Below are 18,217 nucleotides of genomic sequence, written 5' to 3' on the forward strand. Positions count from 1 at the left end.
CAGAGAGGTGACTGGACTGGGGGCGGTGCTGGCCGCCCGTTTACACCTGGAACACGCCCACCCGGAACTCCTCCTGCACCGGGTTCTGGGCGCAGGCTTCCAGGGCGCGGATCAGGCGGTCACGGGTGTCGTTCGGCGGAATGATCTCGTCCACCCAGAGGCGGGCGGCGGCGTAACGGGGGTCCAGCTCGGTGTCGTACTTGGCCTTGACCTCGTCGTATAGGCGCTGCAGTTCCTCGTCGTCGGGCTGGTGCCCCGCACGCTTCAGGGCCGCCAGCTGAATGTCCATCAAGGTCTTGGCCGCCGCGTTGCCGCTCATGACAGCGTATTTGGCGCTGGGCCAGGCGAACAGGAAACGGGGCGCATACGCCTTGCCGTTCATGGCGTAGTTGCCCGCCCCAAAGCTGCCGCCCGTGATGATGGTGATTTTGGGCACCACCGAGTTGCTGACCGCGTTCACCAACTTGGCGCCCCGGCGGATGATGCCTTCCTGTTCGCTGTCGCGGCCCACCATAAAGCCGGTCACATCGCTCAGGAACACCAGCGGCACCCCCGCCTGGTTGGCGTCCATGATGAAGCGCGCGGCCTTGTCGGCGCTGTCGCCGTAGATGACCCCGCCCACCTCAATCCGGGTGCGCAGGCCCGGCTCGCCGCCCGCCTTGAGCTTCTTCTTGATCACGGTGCGCTGGTTGGCGACAAAGGCCACGGGATAGCCGCCGGCGCGGGCGAAGCCGCACACCAGCGTTTCGCCGTATTCGGGCTTGAACTCGTGGAATTCGCCGCCGTCTACCAGGGCCGCAATCAGGTCGCGCACATCGTAGGTCTTGCTGCCGTCAAAGCCCACCAGGTCGGTGAGGTCGCGCTCGGGGGCCGGCACCAGCTCTTTGCGGCGGCGGGCGAACGGGGCGACCTCGCCCTGCGCGTACAGGTCAGCCAGGGCGCGGATGCGCTTTAGGGCGGCCTCGTCGTCGGGCTCCTTGTAGTCCACGGTGCCGGCGATGGAGGCGTGCATGCTTGCCCCGCCCAGGTCCTCGCTGTCCACGACCTGCCCAATGGCCGCCTTGACCAGCGCCGGCCCGGCCAGATATAGGCCCGAGCCCTCGGTCATGATGAGGGTGTCGCACATGACGGGCAGATACGCTCCGCCCGCCACGCAGTTGCCCATGATGGCCGCAATCTGCGGAATGCCGCGTGCGCTCATGCGGGCATTCAGGTAAAAGACCCGGCCAAAGTCGTCCTGATCGGGGAAAATCTCGTCTTGCATCGGCAGATACACGCCCGCACTGTCCACCAGATAGACGACCGGCAGCGCATTCTCCAAAGCGATGGTCTGCGCGCGGATGACCTTTTTGGCCGTGATGGGAAAGAAGGCGCCCGCTTTCACGGTGGCGTCGTTGGCGACGATCATCCAGGGCCGGCCCCCAATGGTGCCAATGCCCGTGACGGTGCCGCCGGACGGACAGCCGCCCACATCCTCGTACATGCCGTAGCCGGCGAACGTCATCAGCTCGTCGAAGGGGGTGCCCTCATCAATCAGACGGGCGATGCGCTCGCGGGCCGTCAGGCGGTTTTTGTCATGCTGACGCTGCTGGGCTTTGGCGCCGCCGCCCGCCCGCACCCGCGCCTGGTCCGCAGCGAGGCGGGCCAGGGCGTCGGGCCAGGGGGCAGGCGGCGCCGAGGGGGCGCTGGTCTCAGGCTGGGTCATTGCTGAGGACAGTCTAACAAACGCCCGTTAGGAGAAGTGGATGCCGCCTGACAGGTCCATACTGCGGCATGACTCTTCCTGCTGGCTGGCCTGCCGGGCCGCGCCTCCGTGGACCGCTGGCCCCCTGGCTGGGCCACATCCCGGACCTGCGCCGCGACGCCCTGGGGTTTTTGCACCACAGCCGCGCGGCCTACGGCGACCTGTTCCGCATACGGCTGGGGCCGCGTGACGTGCTGGTGGTGGCCGACCCTGGGGCGGCGCGCGAAGTGCTGATAGAGCGGGGCGCGCACTTCCGCAAAGGCCGGGGCATTCAGAAGATGCAGCCGTTTCTGGGCAGCGGGCTGCTGACCGCCGAGGGCGACGCCTGGCGCGGCCACCGCCGCCTGATGCAGCCAGCCTTTCACCGCGCGGCGCTGGACAGCATGGCGGCCGACATCGTGGCGGCGACCTCTCCCCTGCTGGAGCGGCTGCGGGCGGCAGCAGGCACGGGTGAGCCGATGGATCTGGGCCGCGAGATGCTGCATGTCACCCTGCGGGCGGTGGCGGCCGTGCTGTTCGGCACCGCGCTGGCCCAGGAGGAACTGGAGGTCGTGGAGCGCGAGTTGCCTCCACTGCTGACCCGGACTGCCGACCGGGTGCGCTCGCCGGTGGACTGGCGCCTACCCACACCGGGCCAGCGGCAGGAACAGGCCGCCACCAGGGCGCTGGACACCTTGGTTCACGGGATCATTGCGCGGCGGCGAGCGGCTGGGCCAGGCGGCCACGACCTGCTGGGGCAGTTGCTGGCCGCACGCGACGAACAGGGCGGCGGCCTCAGCGACGCCGAACTGCGCGACGAGGTCATGACCCTGTTTCTGGCGGGCCACGAAACCACCGCCACGCTGCTGACCTTCCTGTGGCTGAGTCTGGCCCAGCATCCCCAGGTCCGCGCCGCCGTGCAGGCCGAGGTTCGCGGCGCCCTGGGGACTGCGGCGCCGTCAGCCGGGCAGGTGCGAGCGCTGCCCCTGCTGCACGCCTGCCTGCAGGAGACTCTGCGGCTGTACCCGCCTGCCTGGCTGCTGCCCCGGCAGGCGACGGCGCCGGTGACCGTAGGCGGCGTGCCGCTGGACGCCGGAGCAGAAGTTAGCGTGAACGTGTTCCTGATTCAGCGCAACGGACGGTTCTGGCCCGAACCAAACGCTTTTCGTCCCGAGCGCTGGGCACAGGTGGGCCGGACTCCCGAGGCCTTCTTGCCTTTTGGCGCCGGGGCGCGGATGTGCATTGGCAACCACCTGGCGCTGCTGGAAGCGGCCCTGATTGCCGCGCTGGTGCTGCGCGACTTCACACTGGAGGTGCCGGGCGGTGGTCCAGGAGGCCTCACCGCAGGCCTGACCCTCAAACCAGACGGGCCAGTGCTGGCGACTGTGCACTAGGAGGGGTGCCGGGCCGCTCTCACCCGGCATGGTCATTGGAAGTTGCTGCTCAGAACATTTCAGAGTGCGACTGCGCCCCTAGCGGGAGCAGTTTTATCCTCTCAGGCGTGGACAGGCGCGCCGGTTTTAGCTTGCAATTCATCCAGCGTCACGCCGGGGGCCAGTTCGACCAGATGCAGGCCGTTTTCCGTCACGTCCAGCACCCCCAGATCGGTAATGATGCGGTTCACGACGGCCTGGCCGGTCAGCGGCAGAGTGCAGTCACGCAGGATTTTGTGGGCGTCCCCTTTGGCAGTGTGTTCCATTAGCACGACCACGCGCTGCACGCCGGCCACCAGGTCCATAGCGCCGCCCATACCCTTGACCATCTTGCCGGGAATCATCCAGTTGGCCAGGTCGCCCTTTTCACTCACCTGCATGGCACCCAGAATGGCCAGGTTGACGTGCCCACCCCGAATCATGGCGAAACTGTCGGCGCTGGAAAAGAAGCTGGCGCCAGGCAGCGCCGTCACCGTCTGCTTGCCCGCGTTGATGAGGTCGGGGTCCACCTCCGCTTCGGTGGGAAAGGGGCCAATGCCCAGCAGGCCGTTTTCGCTTTGCAGCATGACCGACACGCCCTCGGGAATGTGGTTGGCCACCAGGGTCGGCAGACCGATGCCCAGATTCACGTAAAAGCCGTCACTCAGTTCGCGGGCGGCGCGGGCCGCCATCTCGTCTCTTGTCCAGGGCATAGGCGCCTCCTTGGGGCAGGTTCGCTGGGGAAATCCGCTGGCAGCTTGCGGCGCGGCGCCCTGGGGTGTCAAGCGGGCCGGTCGGCCGCCGGGCCACACAGGCGGCGCAGGATGACGTGGTGATCCTCGAAAAAAGCGCGTGGCCGGCGCAGGACCGTGGCCAGGTGGTAAGGCCGACTGCCCGGCACAGGCGCCGGGTCCAGCTGCACCTGGGCCACCGCTGGCCACACCAGTGAGCGGGCCGGATGGGCGAAGGTGGCGACAGGAGGCAGCAGTGGGTGTCCAGGCGGCTGCACCTCACCCGGTAGGGACAGCAGTCCAGCCCCCACCGGGCCAGCGCGGCGGACCAGCCACACCTGCCCGCCGTGCTGGTGCAGATGCAGCACCTCTGTCCTGGGCACAGGGGTCTGGGCCGCGCTCAGGCGGGCCCGCTCGGCCTGCACCGCCTGAAACTCGGCTTGTAGGCGGTAAAAGGTGGGGGTGTGCAAAAAATCATTCAGGGCCGCTGTCACCCCGTCAGGGAGGTCGCCCGGCACCTGTCCCTGTCCGAACAGCGCCGCACGGACCGCAGTGGCGTTCAGGTCACCGTGGGCCGGGGCGGGGTCCAGCGTCCATTCGGGGAACCAGCGCAGATAGGTGCTGCTGGCGTCCTTTTCAAAGCCGGTCAGCACGGTGCTCTGGGTGCCCACCTGGGCCGCCTTCTGCTGCACAGCGGCCCGCACGCTGGCCGCCCAGCGCGCCGCGTCAAACTCATCGGCCAGCGGGGCCAGGGACAGGCGGTGGGTGGGCGGAAGGCTGGCCCGAATCAGGCGGGCGCGCTCGGCCGCCGTCCAGGGATTGACCACGCTACGCGCCAGATTGGCGCTGCCCAGCAGCACCAGCAGATGGCTGTGCCGCGCCAGCGCCGTCTCGATCAGGTGCAGATGCGCAGCGTGCGGCGGCTGAAAGCGGCCAATGAGGACAGCTAGAGTGCGGCCTGGGGGCACCGCCCGAGTCTAGAGCAGGCAGGAGGAGGCCCCGTCATCCCCCATGCCATACTGCGCCGGATGACCGCTCCGCACGACCTCCGCGCCGTTCTGGCGGTGCAGCCTACCATTGACCCCGCCGCCGAGATTGAGCGGCGGGTGGACTTTTTGTACCGCTACCTGCAGGCCGCCGGAGCGAGCGGCTTTGTGCTGGGGGTCAGCGGGGGGCAGGACAGCACCCTGACGGGGCGGCTGTGCCAGTTGGCCGCCGAGCGTCTGCGCGCACAGGGGGTTGAGGCGCAGTGTGTGGCGGTGCGCCAGCCCTACGGCGTGCAGGCCGACGAGGCCGACGCCGAGCGCGCCCTGGCCTTTATTCAGCCGGACCGCGTCGTGACGGTCAACATCCAGGCGGCCGCCGACGCGGCAGCCAGCGCGGCGGGAGAAGCGCTGGGCGAGCCTCTGCGCGACTTCGTGCGCGGCAATGTCAAAGCCCGGCTGCGCATGGTGACGCAGTATGCACTGGCCGGACAACTGGGCCTGCTGGTGGTCGGGACCGACCACGCGGCTGAGGCGCTGACCGGCTTTTTCACCAAGTACGGCGACGGCGGCGTGGACCTCACCCCCCTGACCGGCCTGACCAAGCGTCAGGGGGCGGCGCTGCTGGCCTGCCTGGGCGCTCCGCCGGCCACCTGGCAGAAGGTGCCCACCGCCGACCTGGAAGACAGCCGCCCCGGCCTCCCCGACGAGGTGGCACTGGGCGTAACTTACGCACAGATTGACGCCTATTTAGAGGGGCAGCCGGTGCCTGATGAGGTCAGCCGGCGCCTAGAGGCACTGTTCTGGCAAACCCGCCACAAACGCGCGCTGCCAGTTACGCCCTTTGACGACTGGTGGCAGGAAGAGACCACGCCACTGCAGGACTGATCCGTCTTCCGCTTGATTGCAGCGCAGCGGGGAGAGCACCATCTGCGCCTCCAGATCGCGGCACTTTGCACGCTCTCCTCCTCGTCTGCGAGTCCATTGGAATTTCACCCAGCATTCTGCTCGGTTCCATCAAAGTCCGTACGAACAAGAACGGGGCGGCCTGCCAGTGTCGGCGGGCCACCCCCTGAAGAAACGGATGGGTTCGGCTTTACTCGGCGTGGTCCGTTTCGGGCACGCTGGGCTGCGTGTCGTTCGACGCCACGTCCAGGCGGGGCAGCGCGCCATTGCGGTCGGTCGAGGAGTCGTTCGGGTTGACATAGCCGAAGGTGGGGCGGATGTTGGCCCAGTCGTTGTAGTCAGCCAGGTAGTACGAGCCGGTCGAGACGGTGCCGTCGCCGTTCACGTCCACCCGGACGCTGGTGTTCACCGCGCCGCTGTTGTTCCAGTCAATCCAGGCGGTACCCCGATTGATGCCGCTGTTCTCGTTAACAGCCCCCTCGTCTATGCGGCCCCCCTGCCCGTAGGAGTAGTCCATCTTGAAGCTGGTCGTGCAGGGGTCGTTGTAGGTCAGGTCGGCGCAGCTCTGTTTCCACTGCTTGGCGCGCTCCCACACGCGGTCGGCCGTGTCATCCAAGCCAGCCAGCTGGTAGCTGTAGTTCATGATGCTGTAGTAGTTGGGCTTGCGGTGGGTGTTCTCAAAGCCGCCGTGGCGCAGGTTCAGGTTGTGGCCGAATTCGTGCATGATGGTCGAGCCCTGCTGGTTGCCCACCTGGGTCAGGTTGCTGTAGCTCCAGCCGCCCATCGTCACCACGAAGTCGTTGCCCGCAATCTCGGCCACGCCGCTGCTGCCGTTGCTGCCGTTGGTCTGCTGCGAGTTCCCGATGACGGCGTAGCGGAACAGGTTCAGGCGGTTGATGGCAAAGTTCTTGACCGACCCGGTGCTGCCGTACTTGTAACTCAGGACGCCGCTGCACGACGAGGTGCTGAAGCCCAGGCCGATACACGCGCTGTAGCCCACCTGATTGCCGCCGCCCATGTTGTAGTTGGCCAGCGAGAACGTCGAGCTGAAGGCAGGGCCGACATCCAGGTGCAGCGCGTAGCCGGCGCGGCTGAACGCGGCGACCATCTTGTCCAGGCCGCTGCGCTGAGGCTGAATAAACGCCGAGGACGAGTTCATCCAGTCCAGTTCCACGAAGATGTCGCGCTGATTTTGCCGCGCCCCCAGGTTGTACACGTACAGGCCGTTGTACGCCCCAGAGGTTGAGGTTTCGTAGCTGTCGGGAATGCCGTCGTTGTCGGTGTCGCCGGCCGCCAGCGCCCCCAGCCCCTGGGCACTGGTGGCCGGGGCGGGTGCATTGTTCGGGGCACCGGGACTGGGCAGCACGGTTTGACTCCAGCCGTCGGCGCTGGCACCGGCCAGACCCTGACGGGGCGTGCGCGCCACCGAGCTGATGAGCTGCGGGTCAACCTCCGCCACCTGCACGCGCAGGCCACTGCCCGAAGCCGCCAGGCCCGAGCCGAACTGAAGACTATCGGTGACCTGCCCGGCGCGCAGCAGTTCCACGGTGGCGCTGCGCTGCCAGTAGGGCACGCGGTCACCACTGGCAATAAAGACGGCCTGCGGGCCGTTGGCAGCATTGGGGTCAAGGCGGCCCGTCACCAGAACGTACTCGCCGGGCGCCAGCACCTGAGAGGGCAGCGCGAAAGTCACCGTCTGGCCCCCGCCCGTCTGGGCGTCGCGGTCACGGCTGGGGGCGCGCAGCGCATAGTCGCTGAGATTCAGCGGCTGGCCAGTGCCGTTGTACAGCTCCACCCAGCCGCTGGCATCGGCCTCAGGGTTCAGGTTGACTTCCGTCAGGTTGAGGGCCCCCGTCACCGGCCCCGCCGCGCGGTAGGTCAGGGTGCGCTCGCCGTCGCGCAGCAGGTAGTCACCAGGCACCGTCGCCGTGACCTGGGCCTGACCATTGCCCGGCACAATTTGCAGGTGGCTGTACTGCGCCGCCGTTCCGGCAAAGGCCCAGTCGCCCGCTGGCAATGTGGCCGCCAGATTGGTGGTGCCGTCAACTGTCAGCACGTCCGGGGTGCGGCCTGTCTGGCAAGCGGCGAGCAGGACACTGAGGGTCAGGGCGGTGAACAGGTGGGATGGTCTCATGACAACCTCCAAAGAGATAAAGGTGGGGGCCACCCACCCGGCCTGCCAGAGGGAAAGACCGGGTGGAACAGGTTGGAAACGCTCAAAAAAAGGAGAAGAAGGTGTGAATTCAGTGTAGGCGGAGGCTGTGTAGCGTCCGTTTAGTGTCTGACTTACACTTAGGGGGAGAAAATCGGGAGTCTGGGGGCAATCTAGACAGCTTCCCCCCAGGGAGGCCCCCAAATACCCCCGTCCCCGGCAGCTGACGAGGATCGACCTCAAGGTCTGGAGCAGCGCTTAAGCAATCCTGAGCAGCGAGCGTCCTGCTGCCGTTGTCGTTTGCAGGCTTGACCTCATGGCAGCTGCCCACTCCACCCCAGGGAGAACAACACGCCCTTTAGTGCCGTGGGCGCCGCTGCCTCTTTCGGTCACTCCCCTCGTCGGTTGAATGACATGGCCCTCAACCGAGCTGGATGCCGACCTCAGTGCCCTTCCGGTGCCTGGGCCTGGCGGCTCAGTTCTTCGTTGACCTGCTCGGCCCACCAGGAGCCGCTGCTGGGCAAAAACAGCCGCCCCCCAAGCGGCTCGGCCCCGGCCCGCACCCGCTGCACGTCCCACTGGAGGCGAAAGGTGGTTTCCAGGCGGTACTCCCGGCTGCGCGGGTCATACAGGACATGCAGTTGCGGCACCACCCGCCCAATTTCATGGCGCACCTGATGAAACTGGTTCCGCGCGGCAGCGGCGGGCATCTCCTCGAACACGTCTGCCAGAATGCGGCCAAGCGACGCCGAGCGGGCCTGCATCAGGTAAGCGATCAATTCCAGAGCCCGGCGCATGGGCACGTGCACCGGCTGGCCATCCACCAGCAGCCGCTCAGCCCCCAGGGTCACGACTTCCAGCACCGGCCGCCCCAGGTCCCCGCCTTCCAGGTGGCCAGCAAGGCACGCCTGCAGCTCGGGCAGCAGCGGCCACTCCCGGGCCAGGAGATACGGTCCGCGCAGCCGCGCACACAGCGTTTTCAGGGTCAAGGCGGCACTCTGAAGCCCGGCCTCGTCGCCCCGGCGGCGGTAGGCCTCGCACAGCTGCAACTGCGCGGCGGCGGCGTCCAGCGGCAAATCCATCGCCTGATGCACGTCACGCGCCGTGGTCAGGTCGTCCAGCAGCTCTGGCGTGACTGGATGGCCCAGGCGCAGCAGACAAGCTGCGCGCCGCAGCGCGAAGCCCTGCTGGTGTTCCTTGGACTTCAGGGCGTGCAGCAGTTCTGCGGCGCGCAGCAACTCGGCCTGGCACCCCGCCTCGTCTTGCTGCCAGGCCAGGAGCGTGGCGGTGCCCAGGCGCGCCCAGAACTCCAGGTCCTGATTCGCCCGCTCGTAGGCCGCCGACGCCACCAGCGTGAACTCGCGCAGCGCCTGAGACAGCTGGCCCGCCGCCAGGTAATACCGCGCCCAGTGATACCGCAGCTGATACTGTGCGCGCGCCTGAGGCAGAGCATCCAGGCGCCGCAGGCTAACCAGCGCGTCGTTCCAGCGGCCCAGCGACAGCAGGGCTTCGAGTTCAATCGCGTGTAGGTAGAGCCGCGTGACCGACTGCGGGTCCAGCTGCGCCCGCGCCTGCCCCAGCGTGACCAGGGCGCGCGGCAGGTCCCCGGTGTACATCTGAAACTCGGCGACCTGGATCAAGAGGGGCGCGCGGTAAAAGGCCAGCTCATCCTGGGCCGCGTCCTGAAGGTGCTCCCAGGCCCGCTCGGCGTGCTCCAGCCCCTGCCGGTACGAGGAGGTGTAGGCCAGGAGGCGGGCGCGGGTGCGCCACCACAGGGCGCCGTCCAGCGCCGACCGCAGGTCTGAACGCCCGGCGTCCAGCCGCGCCAGCGCTTCATCCGGGCGCCCCAGAAACAGCAGCACGCGCGCCAGCTCGGCGGCGGCGCCCGACACCCCGGCGGTGGCCAGCACCTGCACGGGGCGGTGCGCCTCATGTTCGCGGCGCAGCAGCATCAGGGCGCGCAGCGCCCACAGCCGGTCGCTGTCTGTGGGCGCTGTCAGGCGCGTGAACTCGGCCCAGGCCTGCTGCGGCTCTCCCCTGAGGACCGCCGAGCGGACGCCGCTGGCCACCCCCGGCGCACTCACGCGCGGCGGCTCCACTGACCTGACCTGGACGGCACCCCTCAACGATAGAGCGGCGCGGCCTTCTCCGGGCAGCCGCGTCTATGCCAAGCATCAACCAAACAGCGGTCTATCTAAGCCACGTCACTTTGCCAAACGAGAGGGAGGCGCCATGGGACTGACCCTTGACGCCTCCTACCCCGACTCTGCGGCTTACTTCAGCAGGTCGTAGGCTTTTTTCAGAATGGCGTCGGTTTGCAGGTCAACCACCGCTTCACCCTGCTGGGCGCTGCGGGTGGGCCGCTTGATTTCGCCGGTGTAGGTGAACTTGCCGTCCTTGTCGGCGGTCACGGTGACTGGCTTGCCCTCGACAGTCAGGGTGATCTTCTCGCCGGGCTTCACGCCGCTGCCGGTGAAGTTGACGGGCGTGGTAAAGCGAGTGTCCTTAACCACTACATCGGGCGTGATGCCCTTCTTGTGAATCTGGCGGCCATTGGGCGTCAGCCACTCGCTGTTCACGATGGCCGCCTTACCGCCGTCCGGCAGGTTGACGGGAATCTGGGCCACACCCTTGCCGAAGGTCTGCTCGCCCACGATGGTGGCCTTCTTGGTGTCCTGCAACGCCCCCGACACGACTTCACTGGCACTGGCGCTGTTCTTGTTCACCAGCACCATCAGCTTGCCGGTGTAGTCGGTGGTCTGGCGCCGGGCGGTCCCAAAGACCTCAGTGGCCTTGCTGCGGTCACGCAGGCTGACGATGGGGCCACTTTGCAGGAACTGGTCCACCACTTCCACGCCGGCGTTGAGCAGGCCCCCGCCGTTGTCACGCAGGTCCAGAATCAGGCCCTTGACGTTCTTCTTTTTCATATCGGCCACGGCGGCGCTGAACTGCTCGCTGACCTTCTCGTTGTAGAAGGTGTTCAGGGCGATATAGCCCACGTTGCCGGGCAGCACAGTGGATTCCACACTGACGATGGTGACCGGCTGGCGCTCCATCTTGACGGTGTAGGGTTTGCCGTCACGGGCAAAAGTCACGGTGACGGTGGTGCCCCGCTCGCCGCGAACCAGCCGCACAATCTCGTTCAGCTTGGCGCTGGTCACGTCGGTCTCGCCAATCTTCAGGAACTGGTCGCCAATCTGCACGCCCGCGCCCGACGCTGCGCCGCCCTTGTAGACGTTGTCAATCTTGCCGCCTGAGCCGTCCGTGTTGGCCGCGACCAGCTGCACGCCGATGCCGAAGAACTCGCCCTGCAGGTTGGCGGCGTCAATGGCGTTGTCTTCAGGCTCGCTGTAATAGGTAAATTCATCGTCCAGGCTGCCCAGAGCGCCTGTAATCGCGCCGCGCAGCACCTTTTTCTGGTCCACCGGGTAGAGGTACAGACGGTTGAGGTCGCTCAGCAGTTGCAAGAAGGTGCGGCCCTCGGCGGTGCTGCTCAGGTTCGCCTGGGTGTAGCCGCCCATTTGCGCGTAGGCGACGGCGGCGGTCGCGCCCAGCGCGGCCAGCGTGACAGTCAGACGTTTGGCGTTCACGCCTGCCAAGATAGTGCGCCAAGATGAGACCAATCGGGAGAGCTGTTACAGGGGAGCGCGCAGAGTTTCATAGCGCCCATACACTCAGGGGCTATGCTGGGCGGCGAGCATGACCAAGCTGCCCCTTTTCTCACCGCGCCCCAGCAGGAGAGCGCGTGATTGACTTTAAAAACGTGTCGCTGGAGTACCCCGTGACCCGCACCCTGGCCCTGGACGACGTGTCGCTGCATGTCGGCAAGGGCGAATTCGTGTATCTGGTCGGCCACTCAGGCGCCGGCAAGAGCAGTTTCATGAGCCTGGTCCTCAAGCGCGCGCTGCCCAGCCGGGGCGAGGTGCAGGTGGCGGGCGAGGCCCTGGCGCGCTACCGGGGCCGCCGCACCGCCCTGCTGCGCCGCCGCATGGGCACCGTGTTTCAGGACAACCTGCTGCTGCCGCACCTGAATGCCTACGACAATGTGGCCTTTGCCCTGCGGGTGACCGGCGTGCCGGGGCGCGAGTGGCCGCAGCGGGTGGGAGGGGCCCTGCGCACTGTGGGCCTGGAACACAAGAAATACGCCCTGCCCCTGCAACTCTCGCAGGGCGAGCAGCAGCGGGTGGCGATTGCCCGCGCCATCGTGGGCAACCCGCCCCTGCTGCTGGCCGACGAGCCCACCGGGAACCTCGACCCCGACAACAGCCGCGAGGTGCTGAAGGTGCTGCAAAACGTGAACCTGCGCGGCACCACGGTTATCGTGGCGACCCACGCCCGCGACCTCGTCGAAACCTTCCGCCACCGCACCCTGACCCTGCGCAAGGGCAAACTGGTGCGCGACGACCCGTATGGGGGGTATGCGCTGTGAGGGCCGCGAAGGGCGCTGTGGGGCCTGTTGATGGTGAACGGTTGAGAGTTGATGGAATAGGGCTGTTCACCACCAAGCATCACCCATCACCCATCACCCTGGCTGGAGGCCAGCCATGACCTACCACCTCCGCCAGGCCCTGCTCGCCATGCGTGGCAACGTCACCGCCACGCTGGCCACGCTGGTCACCATGACGCTGACCCTGCTGATGCTGGGCTTCGTGCTGCTGCTCACCCTGAATGTCAACCGCACCCTGTTCCAGCTGGAATCGCAAGTCGAGGTCGCGGCGTTCCTGACGGCCAACGCACAGGACCAGACCGTGCTGACCCAGGCCCGCGCGCTGCCCCAGGTGCGGGAGGCCACGCTGGTGACCAGCGAGCAGGTGCTGAGTGAAATGACCCAGGATTCGCCCTACACCCGCGACGCTGTGGCACTGGTGGGCAACCCCTTTCCCGACACGCTGCGCCTGCGCGTGGGCCGGGTCGAGGACGCGCGGGTGGTGGCGCAGGCGGTGGCCGGCTTGCCCGGCGTGGAAGACGTGGAATACGGCGCCGACTATGTGGACCCCACGGTGCGCACCCTGACCGCCATTCGCGGAGCGGGCTACGCGCTGGTGGGCCTGCTGTTTCTGGGCACGCTGTTTAACATCCTGAACGCTGTGCGGGTGGCCATGTACGCCCGGCGCGACGAAATCAGTGTGATGCGGCTGCTGGGCGCCACACGCGGCTTTATCCGCATGCCGCACGTCATTGAGGGGCTGCTGGTGGGCACGCTGGCCGCCGCGCTGGCCGTGGGTATCCTGACCCCGACCTACCTCAACCTGGCCGAGCGGGTGCAGCGGCTGGCCCCGGTGTTTCCAGTCACGCGCGACGCCGATACCCTGCTTCCACTGCTGGGCGGCGTGGCCCTGCTGGGCATTCTGACCGGGCTGCTGGGCAGCGTCTTTGCCACCCGGCGCTATCTCAAGGAACTGGAATGAGCGCCCGCGCCTGGCTGCTATGTGCGGCGCTGCTGGGAGGCGGCCTGACTGCGTCTGGCCTGGCCCAGACCACCAGCGAGCGGCTCCAAACCCTGGAGCGCGACCTGCGTGAGCAGCGCCAGCTGAGCGCCGAGAAGGCCGCGCAACTGGCGCAGATTCGCAGCCGGATTGCCGGGCTCAGTGCCCAGCAGCAGGCTACCCTGACCCGGCTGGAAAGCCTGGCGCGGACCACCGGGCAACTGGAAAACGAACTGGCGACGGTGACGGCCCGCGTGGCCCTGGCCGAGCGCGCCCTGGCCGACACCGGCACCCAGCTGGGGGTCACCCAGACCCGCGTGACCCGGCTCCAGGGAGACGTGCGCCAGATTCTGCGCGCCCAGTACCGGGACCGCAGCGGGCGCTACCTGCAACTGCTGTCGCAGGCCCGCAGCCTGTCTGACCTGCTTATCCGCCTGCAATATGCCAACCGCGCTGGGGAGTACAACACCCTCGTTATCGAGACGCTGGCCGCCGAGGTCAAGATTCTAGAACGCCAGCGCACCGTCCAGGCGCAGCAGGCCCAGGAGCTCAGGACTTTACAGGGCCAGCGGCAAGCCAAGCTGACCGCGCTGCGGGCCCAGCGCACCCAGCAAAACACCCTGCTGGCCAGCCTGCGCGCCAGCGAGGCCGGGCAGCGCACCCTGGCGGCGCAGCGGCAGGCCGAGCAGGCGCTGGCGGCGCGCACCATCGACACGCTGGTGGCGCAGGTGCAGGCCGAGCAGACCCGCCTGGAGCAGGAGAGGCAGCGCCGCCTGGAAGAAGAGCGCCGCCGCCGAGAGGAAGAGGCCCGCCGTATCCGTGAAGCGCAGGAGCGCGCCCGCCTGGAAGCCGAGCGGCTGGCCCGCGTGCGCGCCGAGCAGGAGCGGCTGGCCCGGCAGCAGGCCGCCAGCCGCCTGGCCGCGCAGCAGCGTCAGGCGCAGATTCGGCAGGCCCAGCTGCGCGCCCAGCAGGCCCAGGCCCGCGAAACCCAGGTGCGCCAGGAGCAGGCCGCCCTGGCGCAGCGCCAGCAACAGGTGCAGGCCGCGCAGGCTCAGGTGCAGGTGCAGCTGGCGCCGCTGCCCGCGCAGACGGGCGCCCTGGGCTTTCCCCTGCCGGGGGGCCGGGTGTCGGCGCCCTACGGGGCCGGCGGCACGCCCTGGACCGTGCTCTCTGGGGCCGAGCAGGTGGTCGCGGCCCTGGACGGCAACGTCCTGAGCGCCACCTACTACGCTTCCATTGGCGGCATCGTGCTGATGGATCACGGCCCACTGGTCACGGTGTACATGGGCCTGCGCGACCTCTCGGTGGGCGTGGGGGACCGCGTGGCCAGAGGCGCGCCGCTGGGCACGGTGGGCGGCAGTTCGGTGATTGGACCGGGCAGCATGGCCTTTCAGGTACGCCGGGGCGGCGTCACCGTCGCGCCCACGTTCTGAAAGCGGCACCCGGAGCGGCCACCAAGCTTGTCCTTTGGCCGCTTCCTTGACGAACGCGGGGGCCGTCGCAGGCAGCAGCGCCGGTGGGGACGCCCCTGGCCCCAGGATAAAACTGGCCGCCGCCTCAGGCCGTCCCGGCTGTTTTCGGTAACGCACTCAAGTCACTCCGCTCCCGCAGAGACGGACTTTTCTTGCCATTCGCCGCTGCTGGCACTGAAGGGCGACCGGCTGGGCAGCGCTCTTGCCGACAGGCGGGCCCGTCTGATAACCTCCTTCGGTGCGTTCCCCGGTTGGCTGCTGACGGGCGCATGACCCCCGTACTCCTAACGGGCGCTGCACCCTCATCTCCCCCAATCCGAGGTTCTTCAGATGGTTAAGATTCGCCTGTCCCGCTTTGGTTCCACCCATAACCCCCACTACCGCATCGTCGTGACCGATGCCCGCCGCCCCCGCGACGGCGGCTACATCGAGAACCTGGGGCACTACGACCCCCGCAAGACGACTGAGAACTACCTGAAGGTGGACGCCGAGCGCGCCGCGTACTGGATTGCCCAGGGCGCCCAGCCCACCAACACCGCCCGCCGCCTGCTGAAGAGCCAGGGCGTCAAGGTCGCCTAAGCGGCGGGCTGGTTTTCCAGCCCGAGCGAAGCGAGCAGCCGTGGCTTAAGCGGCCGAAGTGAAGAGACTGGAAGGCCGTGCGCTCCAGTCCCGCAACGGAGAGCCGCGACACGTCATCTACCCAAGTCATCCACAGACCCCTGCGGGGGTCTTTTTTGTTGTGCTGTGGCGCGCAGAGTACAATGCCCAGGATGAAAACTGACCCTGTTGACCTGACCCTGTACCTCGCGCAGAGCGTGGTGGACCAGCCGGCGCTGGTGCGCGTAGCGCGGCGCGGCCCCACGGTCGTGGTGCGCGTGGGGCCCGGCGAGGAAGGCCGCCTGATTGGCCGCCAGGGCCGCGTGATTCAGGCCATCCGGACGCTGGTGCGCGCCGCTTCTGACCCGCGCGAGCGCCTGAATGTCGATCTGGACGCGCCCCGCAAAGCGTGACGGGCAGCACTAACCGCACCCGCCTGGGGTATTTTCTGGGGCCGCACGGCGTGCGCGGCGGCGTCAAGGTGTATGTGCTGGGTGACCCGGCGCAGCTGCTTGCCCTGGGCCGGGTATACGTGGAGAACCGGGGCTGGCTGCGGGTGCTGAAGGCCGAGCCTCTGTCCCCTGGCGTGGCGCTGCATCTGGCGGGCCTGACCACCCGGGAGGGCGCCGAGGACCTGCGGGGCCTGAATGTCTACGCCGCCGACGCCGAACTTCCTGTGCCTGAAGCGGGGGTGTACTACTACCACGAACTGCGCGGCCTGCGGGTGCTGGACGACAGCGGCACCGAGCTGGGTGAGGTGACGGACGCACAGGACGCCGGGCACCAGGACCTGCTGGTGGTGCGTCATGCTGGCGGCGAGTCATTCGTGCCGCTCCAGGCGCCCTATGTGGTGGTGAACCTGAATGCGGCGCAGCGCCCCGAGTCGGTCACATTGACCGAAGATGCCCCGGCTGGGCTGCTGGGCGATGAGGATGAGGACGACACCGGGCATGAGTGAGCCCCTGGCGACCTCGCCCCTCACCTTTTCCTTCCTGACGCTGTTTCCCGAGTTGCTGGCCCCCTTTGCCGCCGAGGCGATTGTGGGCAAAGCCCAGGCCCGAGGGCTGGTGCAGGTACAGCTCGTCAATCTGCGCGACTTTGCCGCCAACAAGCACCTGAAGGTGGACGACACGCCCTACGGTGGCGGCGCCGGCATGGTCATTCGCGCCGATGTCGCTGGGCGCGCGCTGGAGAGCTTGCCCCCCGCCGACGAGGTGATTCTGTTCAGCCCGGCGGGGCAGCGCTTTACGCAGGCGGTGGCCGAGGAACTGGCCCAGAAAACCCACCTGGTCTTCCTGTGTGGCCGTTACGAGGGCTTTGACGCGCGGGTCGAGACGCTCGTCACGCGCGAGCTGAGCATTGGCGACTTCGTGATGATGGGTGGGGAGGCCGCCGCCGCTTGCGTACTCGAAGCGGTGGCGCGTCTGCGCCCAGGCGTGCTGGGCGACCCCGAGTCTCACCAGATGGATTCGTTCAGTTCGGGGCTGCTGGACTACCCGGAGTACACCCGCCCCCCCGAATGGCGTGGCCAGCCTGTCCCCGAGGTTTTGCGTGGTGGGCATCACGCGGCGGTGGCGGCCTGGCGACGCGAGCAGGCGCTGACCCGTACCCTGGCCCGGCGACCCGACCTCCTGACAGCCGCCCCACTGACGCCACAGGACAGCGCGGTGCTGTTGGGCCTGGGGGTCACGCCAGAGCAGCTGACCGCCTGGGGCGCGCCGCCACCGCCAGTTCCCAAACGCCAGCGCAGGCCAAAGCGTCCTGTCCAACCGGACTAGCACCTTTCTGATGAATTCTGAGCGCCAGATGGTCAGAAAACCCGCATTCCGGCAGCGTTTGTGTGGTCTGTACCCAAGTTGCCTGTGCCCATTGGGCGCACCATGACGCCTATGCGCGTGCCGCTGTTTCCCCTTCCCAATCTGGTGCTGTTTCCAGGGGTGCTGCTGCCGCTGTACGTCTTCGAGCCGCGTTACCGCGCCCTGCTGGCAGACGTGCAAGCCAGTGGAGGCCCGTTTGGCATCGTGCGGATTCTGGAGTCGGCGCAGGAATCCTCCAAACCGTTCCATGAACGGGTCTCGCTGGTGGGCACGCTGGCCCACCTTCAGCAGGCCCAGGGCCACGAGGACGGCACCAGCACCATTCTGGTTGGCGGCGGCGAGCGTTTTGAGGTGCAGAGCTTTGACTTCGGTACTCCTTACCTGTCGGCCGAAGTCAAACCCTGGCCGCTGCCCGCCGACGGTGCAGAGGACGGGCTGGCGCGTGAGCTGCTGTCGGCCCTGCTGCGGCTCAATCCAGATCGGGCCGACGCTCTGGGTCAGAATGCCCCGGACGACCCGCTGCTGCTGAGCAGCTACGCCGCCGCCAACTTGCCTCTCAGCGCCACCCAGCGCGAGGCGGCCCTGCGTGCGCCGACTCTGCGCGCCCGCCTGGACCTCCTGCTGGCCCAGGTGCCTCAGCAAGCCAAACTGCTGAATTAGTAGAGCCTCAGATTGAATCGTCTAGAAAAACGCTTGAATCCAAGCGGATTTGAAAAGCTGTTCCGCAGCGGGAGCAAAACGGGTTCTGGGTGTAGCGTGTGCAAATCGGCGCTCGCCCAATTTGGAAATGAAATAGATGGAATCTGTATCAAAGATTGATTCCGAGCCAGAGGGGATTGAGGGGAAAGGCAAAGCGCCCGCTCTGCAACCGCAGGGAGGTTCTGGTGCCATCCCGAGACCTCAGCCAGCCAGGTCAATGAACCCGGCGCCTAGCTCGGATAACACTGGGGCGAACCACCCTATGAGGCTGACTCTCCTCAATCAGGTGGTGACGCACG

At 67.5% G+C, this 18,217-nt stretch carries 16 protein-coding genes; 10 read left to right on the plus strand and 6 right to left on the minus strand.

Annotation, left to right across the window (positions count from 1 at the left end; all coding sequences use genetic code 11):
- Positions 1-40 precede the first annotated feature (40 nt).
- Positions 41-1,705, minus strand: coding sequence for an acyl-CoA carboxylase subunit beta (locus GO986_RS05335; protein ID WP_157458247.1), 1,665 nt, complete (start codon positions 1,703-1,705; stop codon positions 41-43).
- Between the two features lie 68 nt (positions 1,706-1,773).
- Here GO986_RS05335 and GO986_RS05340 point away from each other — a divergent pair, with 68 nt between their 5' ends.
- Positions 1,774-3,117: a cytochrome P450 gene (locus tag GO986_RS05340; protein WP_157458248.1), complete on the plus strand. Its 1,344-nt coding sequence runs from the start codon at positions 1,774-1,776 to the stop codon at positions 3,115-3,117.
- A gap of 101 nt (positions 3,118-3,218) precedes the next feature.
- On the opposite strand, the gene GO986_RS05345 is transcribed toward GO986_RS05340, so the two are convergent.
- Positions 3,219-3,848 (minus strand): CoA transferase subunit B, encoded by a 630-nt coding sequence (locus GO986_RS05345; protein WP_157458249.1) that lies wholly within the window; start codon positions 3,846-3,848, stop codon positions 3,219-3,221.
- A gap of 68 nt (positions 3,849-3,916) precedes the next feature.
- Positions 3,917-4,834, minus strand: a complete 918-nt coding sequence (locus GO986_RS05350) for an adenylyltransferase/cytidyltransferase family protein (protein WP_369409171.1) — start codon at positions 4,832-4,834, stop codon at positions 3,917-3,919.
- Positions 4,835-4,894: 60 nt separating this feature from the next.
- Here GO986_RS05350 and nadE point away from each other — a divergent pair, with 60 nt between their 5' ends.
- Positions 4,895-5,737: an NAD(+) synthase gene (nadE, locus tag GO986_RS05355; RefSeq protein WP_157458250.1), complete on the plus strand. Its 843-nt coding sequence runs from the start codon at positions 4,895-4,897 to the stop codon at positions 5,735-5,737.
- A 208-nt stretch (positions 5,738-5,945) separates the two neighbouring features.
- Here nadE and GO986_RS05360 read toward each other — a convergent pair whose 3' ends face one another.
- The 3 genes from GO986_RS05360 to GO986_RS05370 all read right to left on the minus strand — a co-directional run bounded on the left by GO986_RS05360 (position 5,946) and on the right by GO986_RS05370 (position 11,497).
- On the minus strand, positions 5,946-7,889 hold the full coding sequence (locus tag GO986_RS05360) for a lamin tail domain-containing protein (RefSeq protein ID WP_157458251.1): 1,944 nt from the start codon (positions 7,887-7,889) through the stop codon (positions 5,946-5,948).
- 461 nt (positions 7,890-8,350) lie between these two features.
- Positions 8,351-9,991, minus strand: a complete 1,641-nt coding sequence (locus GO986_RS05365; protein WP_157458252.1) for a tetratricopeptide repeat protein — start codon at positions 9,989-9,991, stop codon at positions 8,351-8,353.
- 189 nt (positions 9,992-10,180) lie between these two features.
- A complete protein-coding gene (locus tag GO986_RS05370; protein WP_369409172.1) occupies positions 10,181-11,497 on the minus strand; it encodes a S41 family peptidase in 1,317 nt (438 codons plus the stop codon).
- A 155-nt stretch (positions 11,498-11,652) separates the two neighbouring features.
- Between GO986_RS05370 and ftsE the strand changes: the two genes are divergently transcribed.
- From ftsE to GO986_RS05410, 8 genes are all read left to right on the plus strand, one after another.
- The gene (gene ftsE, locus GO986_RS05375) at positions 11,653-12,336 is read left to right on the plus strand and encodes a cell division ATP-binding protein FtsE (RefSeq protein WP_224571384.1); all 684 of its coding nucleotides are present in this window, start codon (positions 11,653-11,655) and stop codon (positions 12,334-12,336) included.
- 115 nt (positions 12,337-12,451) lie between these two features.
- Positions 12,452-13,315 (plus strand): cell division protein FtsX, encoded by an 864-nt coding sequence (locus GO986_RS05380; protein WP_157458253.1) that lies wholly within the window; start codon positions 12,452-12,454, stop codon positions 13,313-13,315.
- Complete coding sequence (locus tag GO986_RS05385; RefSeq protein ID WP_157458254.1) at positions 13,312-14,766, plus strand: murein hydrolase activator EnvC family protein; 1,455 nt, start codon at positions 13,312-13,314, stop codon at positions 14,764-14,766. The genes GO986_RS05380 and GO986_RS05385 overlap by 4 nt, the downstream gene beginning before the upstream one ends.
- A gap of 369 nt (positions 14,767-15,135) precedes the next feature.
- Complete coding sequence (rpsP, locus tag GO986_RS05390) at positions 15,136-15,384, plus strand: 30S ribosomal protein S16 (RefSeq protein ID WP_157458255.1); 249 nt, start codon at positions 15,136-15,138, stop codon at positions 15,382-15,384.
- 191 nt (positions 15,385-15,575) lie between these two features.
- Positions 15,576-15,815 (plus strand): KH domain-containing protein, encoded by a 240-nt coding sequence (locus tag GO986_RS05395; RefSeq protein ID WP_198170423.1) that lies wholly within the window; start codon positions 15,576-15,578, stop codon positions 15,813-15,815.
- Positions 15,812-16,360, plus strand: a complete 549-nt coding sequence (rimM, locus tag GO986_RS05400; protein ID WP_369409173.1) for a ribosome maturation factor RimM — start codon at positions 15,812-15,814, stop codon at positions 16,358-16,360. The genes GO986_RS05395 and rimM overlap by 4 nt, the downstream gene beginning before the upstream one ends.
- Positions 16,353-17,180, plus strand: a complete 828-nt coding sequence (gene trmD / locus GO986_RS05405) for a tRNA (guanosine(37)-N1)-methyltransferase TrmD (protein WP_157458257.1) — start codon at positions 16,353-16,355, stop codon at positions 17,178-17,180. The genes rimM and trmD overlap by 8 nt, the downstream gene beginning before the upstream one ends.
- A 102-nt stretch (positions 17,181-17,282) precedes the next feature.
- Positions 17,283-17,879 carry an LON peptidase substrate-binding domain-containing protein gene (locus GO986_RS05410; protein ID WP_232337461.1) on the plus strand — a complete coding sequence of 199 codons (597 nt, stop codon included), beginning with the start codon at positions 17,283-17,285 and terminating at the stop codon, positions 17,877-17,879.
- Positions 17,880-18,217 lie beyond the last annotated feature (338 nt).

This window comes from Deinococcus arboris (assembly GCF_009755355.1).
Classification (GTDB): Bacteria; Deinococcota; Deinococci; order Deinococcales; family Deinococcaceae; genus Deinococcus; species Deinococcus betulae.